Here is a 19,113-nt window from a genome sequence, read left to right on the forward strand (position 1 = left end):
AGGTGTAGTTAATGAAAAATAAAATATTTATCATTGGATTAATTATTTTGATTTTATTTATATCAATTTCATCAGTGTGTGCTAATAATGAAAATTCAACATTAAATACATCTATTAAGATCAACAATGATTTAAATCAAATAAATTTAGGCAACGAAATAAATTTAATTGATGAAGCTCCAAAAGAAGTTTTACAAGATGAAAGTGAAATTTCAATCACTCCTCAAAACTATAATAAATATTTTAATGTCTATACTGGTAAATTTAAATCTGATATTGTCTCATCTAAAATAACTACTGTAAAAATAGGTAATGTTTCAAAATGTTTATTTGCATTTGAAAAACCTGTAAATTTAATGCCGATAGATTCTAGCTGTCAAATTACAAATGGGGTAATACATTTATTGCCTGGAAGTGATGGATCTACAATTTCCGGTTTAAAAATTATCAATAATGATTCTGTTGGGGATATTAAGTATGGAGGTATTTTAATTTCTAGAGCACATGGAATATGGCTTACAAACTCAAGTAATAATCTTATTTATAATAATACAATTATCATAGGCAATCAAAAGGGTTGTTATGCCATGCCTATGGGTTATTCGAATAATAATAGAATTTTAAATAACACTATAATTTCTGGTCTTACGTCTTGTATTGTAATGGGCAGATCTTGTTATAATAATATTTCTAATAATTATATTGAAATTTGTGGCTATGAACTTTTCACTACATCTAATTTAATTTTCTTTAACCCTTGGGGACATGCAGATTATGATGATGGTGTAGCCGAGTGTAATGGAAATTATATTGCAAATAACTATTTAAAAAATTATGGAACTGGAATTTGGGCTATAACTTTATCTCTTGGATATTACTCAGGAGATACACAAGTCATTAATAATACAATTATTAAAGGTTCATCAGGTATTTCAACTAGTGATATGTTGTTCACACAACCAAAAAATATTTTGATAAAAGATAATACTTTTATTGATTGTCCAATATCTATACTTACATGTAGTAATAATGTCACAATAGAAAAAAATAAAATTTTTGGCAGTTCTGAAGATAATGCAATCTATATTCAAGCTAATGATGCACAATTGTATAATCATAGTGTAACAATTTCGGATAATTATATAGAATTTGAAAATTTAGGTTGTGCGATATTAGTACATAGTGACAATGTAACAGTTGTTAATAATGAAATTCATTTATCAAGGTATGGTACTGGAATTGGTATTTCTCCAACCGATTTTCCTAAAGCATCATCTAATAATTGTAAAATAGAAAATAATAAATTATATCTCAGTGGTGATATGGGAATTCGTATACTTGGACATAATACAACAATATGTAATAATTACATCTCTACAAAGGATAAAGGCATTGTAATTTCATCTTCGGGTTATAAAATATATAATAATACTATAATTGCTAATATAATTTTAAGTGATGATGTGCCAATCTATATTGAAGGACATGTGGTAAATTCAACAGTAATGTATAATGAAATCGAAACTAATAATAGTGAAGGTATTCATTTCAATCCTTCTGGTGATTTAAGTGACTATTTTGGCAAGGTTTCTGAAAATACAATCAATGGAATTATTGAAAATACTGAAACTATAATTGTTAATGATACAAACTTTTATGATTATTTTGATTTATCAGGATATTTAAATTATGAATTTAAACCAAATTCAAAAAAAATTATATTTTTCACATTTTTAACTAATAAAAATATTTATTTCACAGATAAAATATTTTTAAGTAGTAATAAAATGTACAATTTATTGCATAATGTTTCGATTAAATTTTTTGAAAATGCAAGCGGATCATTAATTCAAGATTTAAATTTTTATAATATTGGGAATAATAGTATCATTTTAGATGGGGTTAATGATGTATCAATTAATAACAATGATTTTACAATTCTTTCAAATAAGGGAAAGAATATTTCAACAATTTCCGTTATTGGTGGTGAAAATTGCATCATATCTAATAATAATATTTTCATGAACTCTAAATCAAATTTCACTACAGCAATTTCTATTTCAAATCCTAATGGTGCCATAATTAAAAAACTTTCAAAAAACTTTAAAATTTTTAATAATAATATTTTGATTAAAACAAATGGAATTGCAAGAGGAATTTATGCTGATTCACTTGTTGAGACAAATATATTAGAAAATAAGATCAATATTATATCTGATTCTTCGGCTTATGGTATATCAATAGAAAATACAAATGAAATAGTATATAACATAACTATTGACAATAATTTAGTTGTTATTAATTCTAAAGAAATGAGTTATTTAATCAAACTTCAAATGATTGGCACTTCTGATATAATAAACAATTATTTAGTTGGATCAAGTAATGGTATTTGCGGTATTGGTGCTTATAATTCTTTGAATTTAAATATAAATAGAAATGAAATTTCTATTTCAGGCAAAAAACCAATTAATTTTCCTGTTTTTGATGAATTAGGTAGAAATAATGTGGCTATTTATTTAAAATCCACAGTAATAAATGGTTTTTCAAGAAATATTTTTGATATTGAAAATTCAACAATATTGATTAAAGATTCTTCATCGATTATTAAAAATTTCAATGTTAATAGTTATGTTATTGCAGATTATAATCATGATTTTTATTTTGATTCTCAAAATAAATTAAAAAGTAATATTATTAATGATAATAGTATAATTTTATTTAAAAACTTCACTTTTAAAAAAATAACCAATATTAATATTCCGGTAATTATAAAACCATATAAAAATCTTAATAATTTCACTGCTACATTAATTTTATCTGAAAATGCTAATAAATCATCAATTTATGGATTTAATTTTATTAATGCAAATATTAATTTAAATGGTGTAGATAATGTTAATATTTTTAATAATTCGTTCAAATGTAGTGAAATTACGGATAATAATGGTTTGAATAATATTATTTTTAATAATTCATTTGAATTTAAATTAAATAATGCAGATGGAATTATTTTTAATGGATGTGCAGGAGGTATTTTTACAAATAATTATATTCTAATTGATTCTAAAAAATCTAATTTTATTCTTATTAGAAAAGCTAATGGAACTAAGGTTAATAACAATTATATTAATGCTACTGGTGATAGTTTAGTATTAATTAAATCAGATTCGTCAGAAAATACTCAAATTTTAAAAAATATTATTAATGTTACATCTACTGGCGATTTTAATGTGTATAATGCTTTTAAAACTCATTTTGATAATATTTCAAACAATGAAATTAAATGTAGAGGTACATCAAATAGTGCTGTAATTTATTATGATTCTTCATCTTCATGTAATAAAATTGAATTTAATGAAATTATTTCAAGTTCTAGTAATGGTAGAGAATATGCAGTTGTATTTGATACAAAACACGCTTTATCCAATACTATTGCAAATAACTATTTAATTACTTCTAATGGGTATAGGAGAGGTAATGATGCAGTATATGCAATATTTGAATTGGTCTGTAATAATACTCCTGTAACTATATATGTATCTATTAATTCAACTGAAGATGGTAATGGTAGTTTTACAAATCCTTATTTAACAATCCATCAAGCATTAGAGAACAGTTTAAGTGGAGCTATAATCTACATATTACCTGGTTATTATAAGGAATCTAATTTAATTGTTAATAAAAATATTACATTAACCGCAATAAATAATGATGGAGCTGTTTATATTGATGCATTAAATAATCAGTTATTTACAATAACTGAAAAGGGTAGTTTGACTATAAATGCATTAAAGATTTTTAATGGATTTTCAGTTGAAGGTGGATCTTTGTTCTTCAATTTTGGTTCTTTAATTATCAATAATTCAGTTATTTATAATAGTTCTTCTTATTATGATAATTCTAACCCAACATTTAAATTTACAAATATACAAACTCCAACTCTTTCATATAGTTATGATTGTGAAAATCTTGGTTTAGGAGGGGCTATTCTTAATTATGGTAATTTATTAATAAATTCATCCACCCTATTTGATAATTTTGCACATAAGGGTGGCCTATTGGCTGATTTTGGAAAATCAACAATTAAAAATTCATTAATATTTAATAATACTGCAGTTCATGGCGGGGCAATTTTTACAGATTCATCTCATGAATTTAACATTGAAAATAGTAGTTTCTTAGAAAATTTAGCTATTCAAACATTGGATTACTGTTATATTCAAAGAAAATCTTTAGATTCTGGTGGTTATGAGTATCGTAGTTTATGTGATATGCGGCCGGGATATGGTGGAGCAATTTTCAGTAATTCTTCATTAATCATATCCAATTGTCTTTTTGAGAGGAATATTGCTAAATCTGGTGGCGCAATTGGTCACTACTCTAAAATAGAATTGAATTCAAATAGACAGGGGCCTAATTATTATGCTGTTAATCAAAATGTTTATAGTCAATTTAGATATGTGCCTAAATTGAAGATTGAAAATTCGATATTTAGATATAATGAAGCAAAAGATACAAGTTGTGGTAACTTAAGTATGATTTCTGATAGGATGTATAATTATTATTATAGTATTAACTATAATGGTGGAGCTATTTTTGGTTCTTTAAGCCAATTAACAATCTTTAATTCATTATTTGAGCATAATGTAGCAAATACTGTTGGTGGTGCATTATGTGTTCAATGTGAAAATTCAGTAATTGAGAGTTGTAAGTTTTATAATAATACTGCTGGGGAATATGGGGGTGCTATTGAGGCTTTTGGTACTTATAGGATATTTAATACTGAAATACTTAATAACAATGCAAAAAATGGTGGTGCTATTAAATATACTTCATATAATTCTTATGGTCATTTACAAGAAATGATGAGTTTATTTAATGTCACAGTTACTGGAAATAAAGCGTTATCTAGTGGAGGTGCATTTATTACACAAGTTGCTAATTTTGCAATCACTAATTCAAATATTTATGATAATAGTGCCCCATATGGTAATACTTTTTATGGAAAATATGGGTATGATAGTAGTTCCAATATTGATGCTCGTAATAATTGGTGGGGCTCTGTTGATGGACCTGATGATTCCGTTTGGAATAGTGCAAATAGTAAATTTAAAAATTGGTTGAATGAGAAAGTAAATTGGCATGTTCCTCATGTTAGTGGTGGAAGTTCTAATAATGATGAGTCTGGTATTGGAAATCAAAATAATGGTGTAAATTCATATATTCCATCTAGTGTATCAACTGGTTCGGGGGTCCATACAGGTTCAACATTAACAAACAATGTTAAATCTTCTGGTGCTTCTTCAAAAGGGTTCTCATTCACTGGAAATTGGCCTTCAGGAACAGCAAATGGTTTTAATAATGGTGGGTCTGGTGAAGGTAATGCTGTCAATTCAAAAGATAATTCTGGAAATAGTAGAACTTCTATTGCAGGCAATGTTAAAAATTTGAATAGTGTTAGTAAAATCAATAGTTCTAATGTTAATAATCTTTTTTCAGTAGGTATGGATGCAAATGCTGCAGATTCATCAGCTAGTTCTGCTTCATCATCTCAAGGGGGGGCTGATGAGAGTTTTTCAAATGCATACGAAATAATTAATGAAGTTAAAAAAGAAAATAATCAAAAATTTTCAATATTTAATATATTGCTTATTATAGCTTGGATTTTCTTTGTTGTTGGATTTTATAGAAAATACAACGATAATGAAAAAGAGATTTAATTTTCATTTAATATTTCTTTTTTATTCAATTTAATTTTATTTTTATTATTATTTATTTTATTAAAATTTTCTTTAGAAAAAATTAAATATATATTAATTAATATTCATTATTATGTGTTAAATTAATAATTTAGTTTAATACAATAATTGTGGTGAGGTTAAATATCATGAAATATTCTAAGTTATTTTTGATATCTTTTGTCTTATTGTTTTTCATTGTAAGTGCTGTTAATGCTTTAGATGCATCTGAAATTACTTTGAATGCAGATAATTCTATTGATGAAATATCTAATGAAGATATGGGAATACTTAATGAAGTTTCACCCTCAAATGATATAAAACATATTTATGTAAACGATACTGGGGATGATTCAAACATAGGTTCAATTAATAGTCCTTATTCTTCAATAAGCAAAGCAATTGGTGATGTTAATTCGTCTACAAATACAACGATATATTTAAGTAAAGGAACTTTTGGAAAAAATAATGATACTAATTTTCAATTTACAAATGAAATAAATACTTATTTTGATAATTGTAATGTGACTTTTATTGGTGAGGGAACTGATAAAACATTTATAGATGGTAAATCAACATATAAATTCATGACTATACTGGAAATCACTCCTAATTTAGTTTTTAAAGATATTACATTTGTTAATTTTAGAGGACGGGGGAGTTCTGTTTTTGAACTTTTGGAAGCAGGAAATTTAACAATTGATAATTGTGTTTTTAAAGATTCATATTCTACTAGTAATGGTGATACAATTTCATCTTCAAATAGTGGTGATTTAAAAATTATTAATTCTCAATTTATTAATTCAAATGGTGGAATAATTAGTTTATTATATGAGGATGTATCTCCCGGAACTCTTTATTTAGAAAATAATACTTTTGTAAATATTACTAATTCTGAAAATAATGGAATTGCAGTTACTAGTAATTATGCTAAAGCAGTGATTAAAAATAATAAATTTAATAATATCACTTGTATTAATCAAAATCAAGTTACCCTTTATTTAGAAGCTCCCGATGAAGGTACACTTGTTTTAACTGATAATAATTTTGTTAATTGTGAGTGTTTAAATGAATATTTTATGGCTCCAGTATATTTGTGGGCATATGAAGAATATGTAATATTTGAAAGAAATATATTCTTAAATTCTACTGGTGCTTCTGGATTCAATATATTGCTTAATGGTAGAATGGATAATTTAAATATTAGTATAGGTGCTGATGAGATTAATGTTCATAATAATGAAATTAATCATGGTGTAAATATTCCAATTAATATAACTGATGATGTAGGAAACTTAGTTTTAATTAATAGTGGAATTCAACTTAATCTTATAGGTGATAATAACAATTATACTCCATATTTAAGTTTAAAAAATAAAAAACTCACATTTGCTACTGTTCCTGAGAGTGGCATTTATAATGTAACTATCACATATAATGATGGGTTATCAACTACTGAAGTGTTAACTATTATAAAAATTAATATCTCTAGTAGTCCTGTTAATATTTGGGTATCTCCTAAAGGTTCAGATTCAAATAATGGTAGTGAAGAAAACCCATTTAAGACAATTCAGCATGCAATAGATACGGGATTTGAAAAATCATTCAATGTCATAATATATTTAGATGAAGGAATTTATTATGGTGAAAGTAATGTTAATTTAATAATTACGAATAAAGGTAGTCTTCAAATTATCGGAAAAAAATATAATAAAACTATTATTGATGGGGAACATTCAAATTGGTTTTTGAGTGTTGATACTTGTGATGTTGAAGTTAAAAATTTAAAATTCATTAATGGTGCTGGAAATAAAAATTTAATTTCTGGTTCAAATTTACTTAATCTTAAAGATTGTATTGTAGATAGTAATATTGCTTCAAGAAATTGTTATGTTTTACATCAAACATTATTTGATAATTTAACTTATACAAACAATACTGGTACAATTTATTATAATTATAATAGAAATATTACAAAATCAAATTTTATTAACAATAAAAATATTTATGATTCTACTGGTATTATTTATAGTTCTTGGGCTCCTATAATTATTCTTGATTGTAAATTCATTAATAATACTGCATTATATGATTATGGTGTAATATACTCTAATAACAACATTATGAGTCTTAATAATTACTATTATGGAAATAAAGCTAAAAATTATGGAATATTCTATGCTTCGTCTTATTCTAGTAATAAAATGATTTTAATAAATGATACATATATTAATAATCACGTAGATGGATCATATGGAATTGGAATTTCACCATATTCCTCTGTAGTAAATTGTAAATTTATTAATAACTCTGCTGGTACAGATGCGGGCATAGGTAGTATAACAATTACCTGTTCATTTAAAAATTGTTCATTCATAAATAACAGTGCTACTAAGGGCGGTGTTTTTGTATTAAATGCTGTTCAACATGCATTGGGCACTACTTATGAAGAACTTATTTCATTTGACAATGTAACTTTTGAAAATAATAAAGCTAGCATGGGTGCTGATATTTATCTGCCTCCAAGAAGTTCAAATTCCTATTACTCATATACATATCCTATTGAATTAACAATTACCTTTGATAATATTACTGTTACTTCCTTAACTGATAATTTAACTGCTAGTGTTTATGGAGTTAATGGAATAATTGTTGGAGGTGCAATTCTTGAATTTTATTTAAACGAGTTATATATTGGTTCTTCTCAAATTGTTAATAGTAATGCAATTTTAGAATATGATGGTTTTAGTAATGGAAAAGCTATTGTTAATGGAAATATTATTCATCCTTCTGTAAAAAATAATATAAATAATGCAACATTAGATATTAAATTAGATAATGTATTAAATCATATTGATTTCTGGGTTTCAAACATAGGTAGTGATGAAAATGGCGATGGTAGTAAAACTAAGCCATTTAAAACAATTCAATATGCTGTTAATAAAGCATTTGAAAATTGTCGTGATATTACTATCTATCTTGGAGAAGAAACATATTCTGGTGAGAATAACACTAATTTAACTATTTCAAGTGCAAGTAATATAACAATAATTGGTAAAGGAATTGGTAAAACAATTATAAATGGTGGTAATAGCAGTTATTTTGTAAAAATTCTCATAGGCATTAATAAAATTATTATTAGTGATTTGACTATTATTAATATGACTCCAGATAATAGATTTGATCTTCCAATTGGTTCTACATCACCATCAGGTATACATAGTATTATTAAAAGTGGTTCCACATCACCAATCACTGTTGATAAGGGAGCAACATTATATTTAAATAATGTAAATATCACAGAATGTCGTGGAGGTAATGCTATAATTGATGGTGAAGGAAACATTTTCATTGATAATTCCATATTATATAAAAATGGAGTTTCAAAGGGCATTATTAAATGTGAAAATTTAGTAATTAATAATTCAATAATTGATAAACATTTAGTTGGAGGTTATCCAATAATAGGAACGAACATTATAATAAATAATACTAAAATTACAGATGTATTTAATATTATTAGAAATGGATTTTATTTTATCTCCAATGCTAAAAATACTACTATTGAAAATACATGTGTTTTAATTAATAATTGGGAAAATCCATTAAATATATTGGATATTATTGAATATTATGATACTCAAATATGTCCTGCAGCTTGTATTGCTTCAACTAATGCAATAATTAAAAATTCATCATTTAAAAATGAATTTGAATTAGTGTATTTATGGCAATCAACTACTGATTATTCATATCATAATGTTTACTCAGGATCTAATATTGAAGCAGTTAATTCTTCATTCGAAGGTTATCAATTCATTATATATTCTAGAATGCTTCAAAATCCAATATATAAGTTCGATGGATGTACATTTAATAATATTGCTAATTTGATGATTATGATGCAATCTAGAAATTCTATAGTATCTTTTTCAAATTCTGTAATGTTCATATCAGGCAATAAAATTGCAAGTAATAATGCATTTAATAACTCTTTCCTGTTTAACAATAATTATTGGGGTAATAATTCAAAACCCGTAATTCCAAACTCTGTATCTAATTTCCAAATACCTTCTCCAGATAATTGGATTATTTTAATTTCTGAAGGAGAAGAACCAGTATTTAAGCTTACAGATGGGAAAAATGTCACTGAGTATATATGTAATTTGCCAGCTAAAATATCTTATGTTGCCGATGAAAATGGTGAAATCATTCCTGTTTTAAATTTAAACGGTAATGGATATAAATTTAATGTGGATGAAAACGGTAATGTTGTTCTTAATATCAGTGCTCCGATGAAAAATATTGTTCCTAAAGTTCCAGTTGATGAAACTGTATTCGCAAATGATATTGAAGTTATTGTAAACTCTTCTTCTAACTTTAAGGCTAAATTCACTAATAAATGGGGCGATTCATTAAAAGGTATTAATGTTTCATTCATCATTGGTGAAAATATTATCAATATAATTACTAATGAAAATGGTACTGCAATATTGCCTGTTGACTTTGATTTAGGAGTATATTTTGTTAAAATTGTTAATCCAGTTACTGGTCAATTTATTTTCAAAACTATTGATGTGATACTTGAAAACACGGTTACTGCAAACGATATTATTGTAAAGTACAATGATAAATCTAAATTCTCTGTTATTTTTACTGATAAATTTGGAAATCCGTTAATTAACACTAATGTCAAATTTAAAGTAGGAAAGTATATTATTAATAGAACTACTGATGAAAATGGTATTGCTTCATTTGTTATTAACTTCAATGTTGGTAATTATGCTGTAAATACTATTAATCCAGTTACTAATCAAAGTATTGATAAAATAATTACTGTTAATAAAATAGCTACTAAATTAACTTCTCCTAAATTAACTGTAACTTATAATGCTGGTAAATATTTAACTTTAATTTTAAAAGATTTTAATGGAAAAGCATTGATTAATCAAAAAGTTTCTATTAAAATTAATGGTAAAGTTTACACTAAAATTACTAATTCTAAAGGACGATCTAGTTTAAAAATTAATCTCCCTGTTAAAACATACATTACAACATTAACCTATGCAGGAGATAGAAATCATATTAAATCCTCTGCAACTACTAAAGTTATAGTTAAAAAAGCAACTCCTAAAATGACTGCTAAAAAAGCAACTTTTAAATTAAAAACAAAAACTAAGAAATATTCAATTATTTTAAAAGATAACAGGTATAAAGTTATGAAAAAAGTTAAAGTATATCTTAAAGTAAAAGGTAAAACTTATAGAGCAATAACTAATTCCAAAGGAAAAGCAACCTTTAAGATTACAAAATTAACTAAAAAAGGAAAATATTCGGCTAGAATAAAATATTCAGGTAATAAATACTTTAATTCAATAACAAAATATGTAAAAATAACAATTAAAAGATAGAGGTTCATCATAATCTCTATTCTATTTTTTTATTTTTCCTTGGTTTTTTGTGTTTGTAAAATTTTATAGCTTATTTCAAGTTATTTTTCTTATAGTTGAAATCTCATTTCGATGAAAGTTTGTTATTATTTATATTTATATTTACTAACCAAACTTTTATTATAAATGGGTGACAAATTATAAAATATGTCTGGAAAATCTAAGATTAATGTTTTTAACAAAATGACAAAAACTGCTTTGGATGAAGAAATTAGTGCTTATGTGGCTTATCATAGGTACTATCAAAGGCTAATTGCAGTTAAAATAGTTAGTGAAGGAAATACAATTCTTGATGCTGCAAAGATATTGGGAAAATCCTATCAAACTGTTCATAGATGGATAAAAACTTGTGAATCTGAAGGATTGGAAGGTTTAAAACCGTCTTTTGGTGGTGGAAGACCATCAAAATTAACTTATGATCAACTGATGGAATTGGATAAAATTATTGAAAAAACACCAAACATGTCAATGAAAGACGTACATATTCTTGTTAATGAAAAATTCAATGTAAATTACAGTTTAAAACAAATAGGAAAAATTGTAAGAAAATTAGGTTACAATTATAGCAAAGCATGCCCAAAATTTTCAAAATCCCTTGAAGATGCAGAAGAACAGTTAAAAAAACTTAAAAGAACATAATGTAACATCAAACAATATTATAGTCTTATTTGATGAAGTATCATCTTAAAAGGAGCCTTGCACTTAAAAATCATTATATGAAAAAAGAACAAAACACACAAACTGTAAATCCGTACAAATTCAAAATAAAATGCCACATGATCATTTAGCAATTAATGGAAATTCAACAATCACAATTACAAATTCCTCAACAGCACCAGAAATAGTAATGGTCATTTTAGAATTAAGATGTGCTAATACAAAAAATAAAAATTCCACAAAATCATTAAATAAAATAATTGAAGAAGTTAAACTAACAAATGAAGAAATATATAAAATTTTAATGGAAAATAATGAAAATAACATAGTTTTCAGAGAAAAATTATAAAAATATTTGAAAAATATAAAAGACAATACAACATCAACAATAGCTAGAATAATTGGAAAAGACTGTAATAGGGAATCAATAAATAATATTAAAAAAAGAGAAATAAGAAGAAAAATAACTTTAAATATACTATAAAAGAAAATATAATAACAAAAATGTAAACAGAACAAAGAATATGTTTGATTCTCGATAATTATAGTGCCCCAAATCAGAATTCATCAAAAAAATAGCACTACGCTTCAATATTACATTAATATGCCTTCCACATGCTCCCATCACTTAAATCCAATAGAAAAAATATGGAGACAAACGAAACGAGAAATAAAACATCATTATCTCAAAAGAATTTTTACATGAATTAATTATAAAAACATATAATAAATCGGTTTTGAAAACAAAAGTTCATGACAAATGGCTCGAAACATTTATAACAAAAGTTTTGTAATTAACTATAAGTGTTATAAAATAGATAAAAATTAAATATATTGGATGTGTTTTGACTTTTTGTTATTAATTAACTGTTTATCTTATCATATAATTATAATTAACTATTTTTAAAAGGAATAATAATAAAATAAGACTTTTAAGTTGAATTCAAATAAAAAATAAAAAAATTAGAAAAAATTATTTATTTGACAGTCTTCTAATTATTTTTTTATTCATAGTTTTTCATATAAATATAACTAAAATTCTTATTTTTTAAATATTATAATAAATATAAATATGAGTAATTAAATTTTTTAACTAACTAATAGGTTGGATTAATTTTGTTTGAATCATTGAAAAAGAAATTTTCACGTACAAGTGAAAAGCTAGAAGAAGAACTTATTGAAGAGGCTGAAAAAGAGGACAATCTTCAAGAAGAAGAGGGTAAAAAGTTTTCTTTCTTTTCATTTGGAAGTAAAAAAGAAAATATGGAAGAAGATGAGTCTAATTTACTTTCTGAAGCTGAAGGGACTGTAGGAAAAGAAACTGAAAATGAAATTCCCGGAGGAGACTCTATTGAAGAGGATGTTGATGAAAAATCAGGTTTACTTTCCAGATTGAGAGGTTCATCTGCTAAAGAAAATATTGAAGAAACTTCTGATGAAGAAAAAATCATTGAGGAATCGCAAGATGAGGAAAAATCTCACTTCTGGAGCAGGAATAAAGACAATGAAGATAATTCTGTTGATGGTGAGGCTGGTGGTGGGATATTCTCTTTTGTTCGTGAAAAAACCATTCAGGAAAAACATGTGGAGGATATATTATTTGAACTGGAAATGGAGCTCTTACAAGGTGATGTTGCAATGGAAGTGGCTAATGAAATTGTAGAAAGTGTAAAAGAAGACCTTGTAGGTAAAAAAATCAAAAGAAGTAATGATATTACTGAATACACATTTTTAGCTTTAAAAAATGCAGTATCTGATATCATCAGTATTCCAAGTAAGTCTATGACTGAAATGATTGAAGATAAAAAAGCTGAAGGGGGGCCGTTAGTTGTAATGTTTGTTGGAATAAATGGTACTGGAAAAACAACAACTATTGGTAAACTGGCGAATTTCTATATGAAAAAAGGTTATACTCCCGTTATTGCTGCTTCAGATACTTTCAGAGCAGGGGCTATTGAACAAGTGACATATCATGCTGATAATGTTGGCGTTAAAATAATTAAGCATAAAAAAGGTTCAGATCCGGCGGCTGTTGCATATGATGCTGTTGAACACGCCCGTGCACAAGGAAAAGAATTAGTCTTAATTGATACTGCTGGTAGGATGCAGACTAATACTAATCTTATGGATGAAATGAAAAAGATTAAGAGAGTTTCAAAACCAGATTTAGTAATATTTGTAGGTGATGCTTTAACAGGTAATGATGCAACCGAACAAGCTAAGAAATTCAATGAAGCTATTGATATTGATGGCGTAATATTGACCAAAGCCGATGCGGACAGTAAAGGAGGAGCCTCACTTTCAATCGGTTATGTAATTAAAAAACCAATTCTGTTCCTTGGTATGGGTCAGGGATATGATGATATCATGGAATATGATTCTGAATGGATGTTAAATCAGTTATTCAGTGATAATGATGAATCTGAAATCATAGAGGATTAAATGAAAATCAGTAAGATTAATTTAATCTTAAGCGTGGTTTTAGCTATTTTAATTACAATGGCTACAACTGCATCACTTTTATCAAATGCTAACGATTCATTTTCAAAAGCAGAGCCAAAAGGGAATGTTTCAATAGCTATCACAGGGGATGTTATGTTTGCTCGTAACATGCCGGGTGTTTTAAGTGCTGATTCATCTCCTTTTTCAGGTGTCAGTAATGTAACTTCCAATGTTGATTTATTACTGATTAATTTTGAAAATGCGGCCACTTCTTCTGAAAATGCAGTTAAGGGTGATGTTCCACTTAAATGTGACCCGAGATATGTTCCACTTGCAAAGGGGAACAATAACACAATAGCTTCTCTTGCAAATAATCATGCATTTGATTATGGTATTGATGGAATGAAGGATACAATTGAAAACCTTAAAAATGCAGGAATAACGCCCATCGGTGCTGGTGAAAATGAAAAAACAGCGCATAATGCAGTAACTCAGGAAATTAATGGTAGAAATATAACCATATTAAATTATATGGATTCGGACAACTTTGCAGAATATTCTTATGATGTAATGCCTTATGCAAATGGTTCTAATCCCGGTTACTCCGTATTTGACCTAGCAGATGCACAAAAGCAGATTAAAGAAAATAATGGCTCTGATTTGATTGTAGTTTATATGCACTTTGGAAATGAATATTCAAACTCTCCAAATGACAATCAAGTTAAAATTGCGCATGAATTAATAGATTCTGGTGCAGATGTGGTTTTAGGATCTCACCCTCATGTGACTCAGGGAATTGAGATGTATAATGGAAAACCGATATTTTATAGTTTGGGAAACTTCATATTTGACCAATCAAACCCCGCAACGCACTCTGCTTACTTTGTTCAAATTGATCTTGTAAATAATACTGGTGAATGCAGTGTTTATCCAATTGTAATTTCGGGATACCTGCCGCATTATATGGACTCAGATAGCGGTAATTCATTATTAAATGAATTGAATCCTAATGCTGATGAATTAGAAGTTTCAAATGGTGTTGGTAAATTAAGATTTAATTTAACGGAAGGCGATTCAAATTAAGTATAAATATTTGGGCATTCTCACTTTTATTTTATTGGCACTGATGATTTCTTGTGTTAGTGCAGGCGATAGTGAGATGCAACAAGTGAATAATGATAGTGTTGACTCAGCTAATCAGTATGTGGAACCAGTGAAGAATGCTTCTTTTAGTAAGGTTAGTAATACTAATTATCTAAAGGATTCAAATTTCACTGTAAGTTTAAAAGATGAAAATAATGAAGTAATTGTAAATAAAACAGTTTATTTCACTATTGATGATGGATTAGTAATAAATACAACAACCGACGGGAAAGGCAGTGCAAAACTATTATTGAATATCTCAAAAGGAACACACACTGTCAAATACATATTTAATGAAACGGGATTTACTCCATTTAAATCTTCAACTAAAGTTCTTGTTATTACAACATCAAATTCTAAGATAAAAGCGTCAGCTTATAAATCTTACATCGGCTTTAAAAAACATTATTCCTATGCTAAACATATCAGCTTTAAAAATACATATAAGATTACATTGACTGCTGATGGAATTCCGTTATCAAATAGGATTGTTAAATTTACAATCAACGGAAAATCTTATAGTAAAAAAACAGATTCAAAAGGAGTGGCCAGCCTTCCTATTGGTTTAAAGGCAGGCAGATATCCTATTAAATTTTCATATGCTGGTGAAAAAAATATTAAAAAAGTCAGTGGAAGCTCTATTGTATATGTAATTAAGGGCATGCCTAAAAAGATAATTAAAGCAAATTCACTGACTTATAAAAATAAAGTTTCAGCCCCATTTAAAATAAAATTAGTTAATGGGCGAGGAAACATACTTAAAAATAAAAAAGTAACATTCACTCTTGATGGCAGAACATATACAAAATACACGGACAATAATGGTATTGCAACCATATACCTTAAATTAAGTTGGGGAACTCATAGTTTAAAAGTTTCATCAGCCAAGACTTCTTATTATAAATCTGTTTTAAAAAAATATTCTATCCATATAAAATCTAAGGCGGTTAATAACGGACTTTGGATGTTCAGTTCGGATATGAAAAAAGCAAACTTAGCATCACTTAAAAAGGTTGGAACAAAACATATTTTCCTTTATGCAAAAGCAATTGATGTATGGGGCAGATCGGATGTTGAGAAATTTATCAAAACTGCATCTGGTTATGGTATTAAGGTTCATCTCTGGATGAAAGTGTTTAATGATGACAATGATAAATGGATTAATCCGGTTAAAAAGGGCAAAATCAACTATGGTCTGATAAAATCAAAAATTAATCTTGCTAAAGAATATGCGAAAGTAAAAGGGGTTGCTGGAATTCATTTTGATTATTTGAGATATCCCGGCAATGCTTATAAATATTCAAATGGTGTAAATGCAATCAATTACTTTACAAAAGCTGCAACTAGTGCAATTCATGCAATTAATTCAAGATTCATTGTCTCAGCAGCAGTAATGCCGGAACCATCAGATATGAAATATTACTATGGTCAGGATATTTCAACAATGGGCAAGTGTTTGGATGTAATCATTCCAATGATTTATAAAGGCAATTATAATGCGGGATCTTCCTGGATTCAAAAAACGACTCTAAAATTTGTTAAAAAATCAGGTCATGCTAAAATATGGTCTGGAATTCAGACTTACCATTCTGATAGGTCTCCGATAAAGCTGACTTCATCTGCTTTACTTAAAGATGCTGATGCGGCGGCTGCAGGTGGAGCAGATGGGGTAATTTTATTTAGGTATGGTCTAACTAATTTGATTAACTTTAATAAGTTATGACAGGTAATCTTATGATGAATAAATTAAGTGTATTTATTGTTATAATTATCATAGCACTATCTATTTCTTCGGTATGCGCTGGTGATAGTGATCATAATAAGACGGACGATTCAATTCTTGGGGAAGCTGATACGTCAACTTCTTCAAATATTACTCGCATTGGTGTGAATTCAATATATGATGATGGGGTAAATGAAACAATAAAAACTAATTCCTCTTTTGTATCTTCTAACGTAGTAACTTATGAAACCTTTTCAACCAAAATAACTGTCAGATTATTGTCGAATAACAATCCATTAAATGGAAAAAATATTATTATTTCTGTCGGTAATGTTTCATACAATAAAACCACTGATGCTAATGGTAAAGTTGTTTTAAATGTTAAACTCGCAAAAGGAAAGTATAATGCAATGTTTTCTTATGGTGGGGATGAAAACATTAATCCTTGTCAAAAAACAACTACTGTAATTGTTAAAACTCCCATCAAAACAAAAATTTATTGTGCAGATAAAAATATTAATTATAGGCAAGATTTAAAGAATACCTTCATTGTCCGTTTGATTGATGGGAATGGAAAAGCTCTTAAAAGTCAAACTGTAACTTTTAAAGTCAATGGTAAGATGTATATTGCAAAAACCGATAAAAAGGGTTATGCTGAAGTTTGTTTAAACTTAAAAAAAGGGTCTTTCACTGTCGGATTTTCATTTTATAAAAAATCACCGTATTCACATTCTCACGGATCTTATAAAATAAAGGTAAAAGCTCCAATTGGAAAAGGTAACGGGTATTGGCTTTGGCCAGCTCATATGAAACATTTGAATCTCAAATCCCTTTCAAAACTTGGAACAAAACATATTTTCTTACATGTGCAGGCTATTTCAGTTTATGGAAAATCTTCTGTTATTTCTTTTGCTAAAAAAGCACACAGATATGGGATTAAAGTTCATCTGTGGATGCAAGTATGTTGTATTCGCGGGGATAAATGGGTTCGTCCTGTTAACAAAGATGGTTCATTTAAATATTCATTTATAAATAAAAAAGTCAAAGAAGCAATCAGTTATGCTAAAATACCCGGCATTGATGGGGTTCACTTGGATTATGTCCGTTTTGGCGGAACTGCTCATTTGTATAAAACATCTACACAATCTATAAATTATATTGTTAAAAAAACAAGTTTGGGAATTCATAAAGTTAAACCTAATTGCATTGTTTCTGCTGCAGTCATGCCCGAAATTTCAAAGATGATTTCTTGGTATGGTCAGGATATTCCTACAATGGGAAAATATTTGGATGTGATTGTTCCAATGGTTTATAAAGGTAATTTTAATCAAAAAACTGCTTGGATTACAAAAATTGTAAGTAAATATAAATCACAATCAAAAAGTGCTGTAATCTGGGGCGGTCTTCAGACATACCACTCAGATAATAATGTTAAAAAATTGTCTTATTCCGCACTATTGAAAGATGCAAAATCCTCTAAAGCTGGCGGAGCTACTGGTTCTATACTGTTTAGAATTGGACTAACTCATTATTTGAACTTTAAAAAAGTTTAGTGGCAAACAGCATTTACCGCTCACCATTTTCTTTTTGAAATTGCATTCAATCTCTTTTTTTCTATATTTTTATGTTTTTGGGACTGGTATTGTCTTTTCTGGCGCTCGGTTGTTGTTTCATTATTTCTCATTATCGTTACAAGGTCAATCGAGTTTCCACTAACAGCCATTAAAATTCGAATTTCTTTATAATCCTTGTTCGATGGAGCGTCATATACTGCAGCATAAGTGCTGCTGTCAATATGTTCATATTTAATTGGTTCTTCGTTCATTAGACAATCAACAACATACTGTCTGGAGATTCCATTATCTTGCAGCCTGTCCAGGAAATGGCGATTTTCAAAACACCAATTTATTGATGATGTGTCTCCTATTAAAAATTTATCGAATGCATTCATTACAAA

Annotated in this window: 9 protein-coding genes; 8 read left to right on the forward strand and 1 reads right to left on the reverse strand. The window is 27.5% G+C overall.

Annotated elements, in window-relative coordinates; all coding sequences use genetic code 11:
- Positions 1 to 11: 11 nt before the first annotated feature.
- The 8 genes from EDC42_RS02865 (at position 12) to EDC42_RS02910 (ending at position 18,709) form a co-directional block, all read left to right on the forward strand.
- Entirely contained in the window at positions 12 to 5,723 is a 5,712-nt protein-coding gene (locus tag EDC42_RS02865; protein WP_069574199.1) for a NosD domain-containing protein, read from the forward strand.
- Between the two features lie 167 nt (positions 5,724 to 5,890).
- Positions 5,891 to 11,152 (forward strand): hypothetical protein, encoded by a 5,262-nt coding sequence (locus tag EDC42_RS02870; protein WP_069574194.1) that lies wholly within the window; start codon positions 5,891 to 5,893, stop codon positions 11,150 to 11,152.
- A gap of 186 nt (positions 11,153 to 11,338) precedes the next feature.
- Entirely contained in the window at positions 11,339 to 11,830 is a 492-nt protein-coding gene (locus EDC42_RS02875) for a helix-turn-helix domain-containing protein (RefSeq protein ID WP_069574188.1), read from the forward strand.
- Positions 11,831 to 11,960: 130 nt separating this feature from the next.
- Entirely contained in the window at positions 11,961 to 12,197 is a 237-nt protein-coding gene (locus tag EDC42_RS09585; RefSeq protein ID WP_069574186.1) for a hypothetical protein, read from the forward strand.
- A 767-nt stretch (positions 12,198 to 12,964) separates the two neighbouring features.
- Positions 12,965 to 14,290 carry a signal recognition particle-docking protein FtsY gene (ftsY, locus tag EDC42_RS02895; RefSeq protein WP_069574184.1) on the forward strand — a complete coding sequence of 442 codons (1,326 nt, stop codon included), beginning with the start codon at positions 12,965 to 12,967 and terminating at the stop codon, positions 14,288 to 14,290.
- Positions 14,291 to 15,373: a CapA family protein gene (locus EDC42_RS02900; RefSeq protein ID WP_069574180.1), complete on the forward strand. Its 1,083-nt coding sequence runs from the start codon at positions 14,291 to 14,293 to the stop codon at positions 15,371 to 15,373. It abuts the gene before it with no gap.
- Between the two features lie 43 nt (positions 15,374 to 15,416).
- Positions 15,417 to 17,156, forward strand: a complete 1,740-nt coding sequence (locus EDC42_RS02905; RefSeq protein ID WP_069574178.1) for a putative glycoside hydrolase — start codon at positions 15,417 to 15,419, stop codon at positions 17,154 to 17,156.
- Between the two features lie 11 nt (positions 17,157 to 17,167).
- The gene (locus EDC42_RS02910) at positions 17,168 to 18,709 is read left to right on the forward strand and encodes a hypothetical protein (protein WP_069574177.1); all 1,542 of its coding nucleotides are present in this window, start codon (positions 17,168 to 17,170) and stop codon (positions 18,707 to 18,709) included.
- A 20-nt stretch (positions 18,710 to 18,729) separates the two neighbouring features.
- On the opposite strand, the gene EDC42_RS02915 is transcribed toward EDC42_RS02910, so the two are convergent.
- Positions 18,730 to 19,107 (reverse strand): DUF4258 domain-containing protein, encoded by a 378-nt coding sequence (locus EDC42_RS02915; protein ID WP_069574174.1) that lies wholly within the window; start codon positions 19,105 to 19,107, stop codon positions 18,730 to 18,732.
- Between the last annotated feature and the right edge of the window lie 6 nt (positions 19,108 to 19,113).

It is taken from the genome of Methanobrevibacter gottschalkii DSM 11977, from assembly GCF_003814835.1.
Lineage (GTDB): Archaea > Methanobacteriota > Methanobacteria > Methanobacteriales > Methanobacteriaceae > Methanocatella > Methanocatella gottschalkii.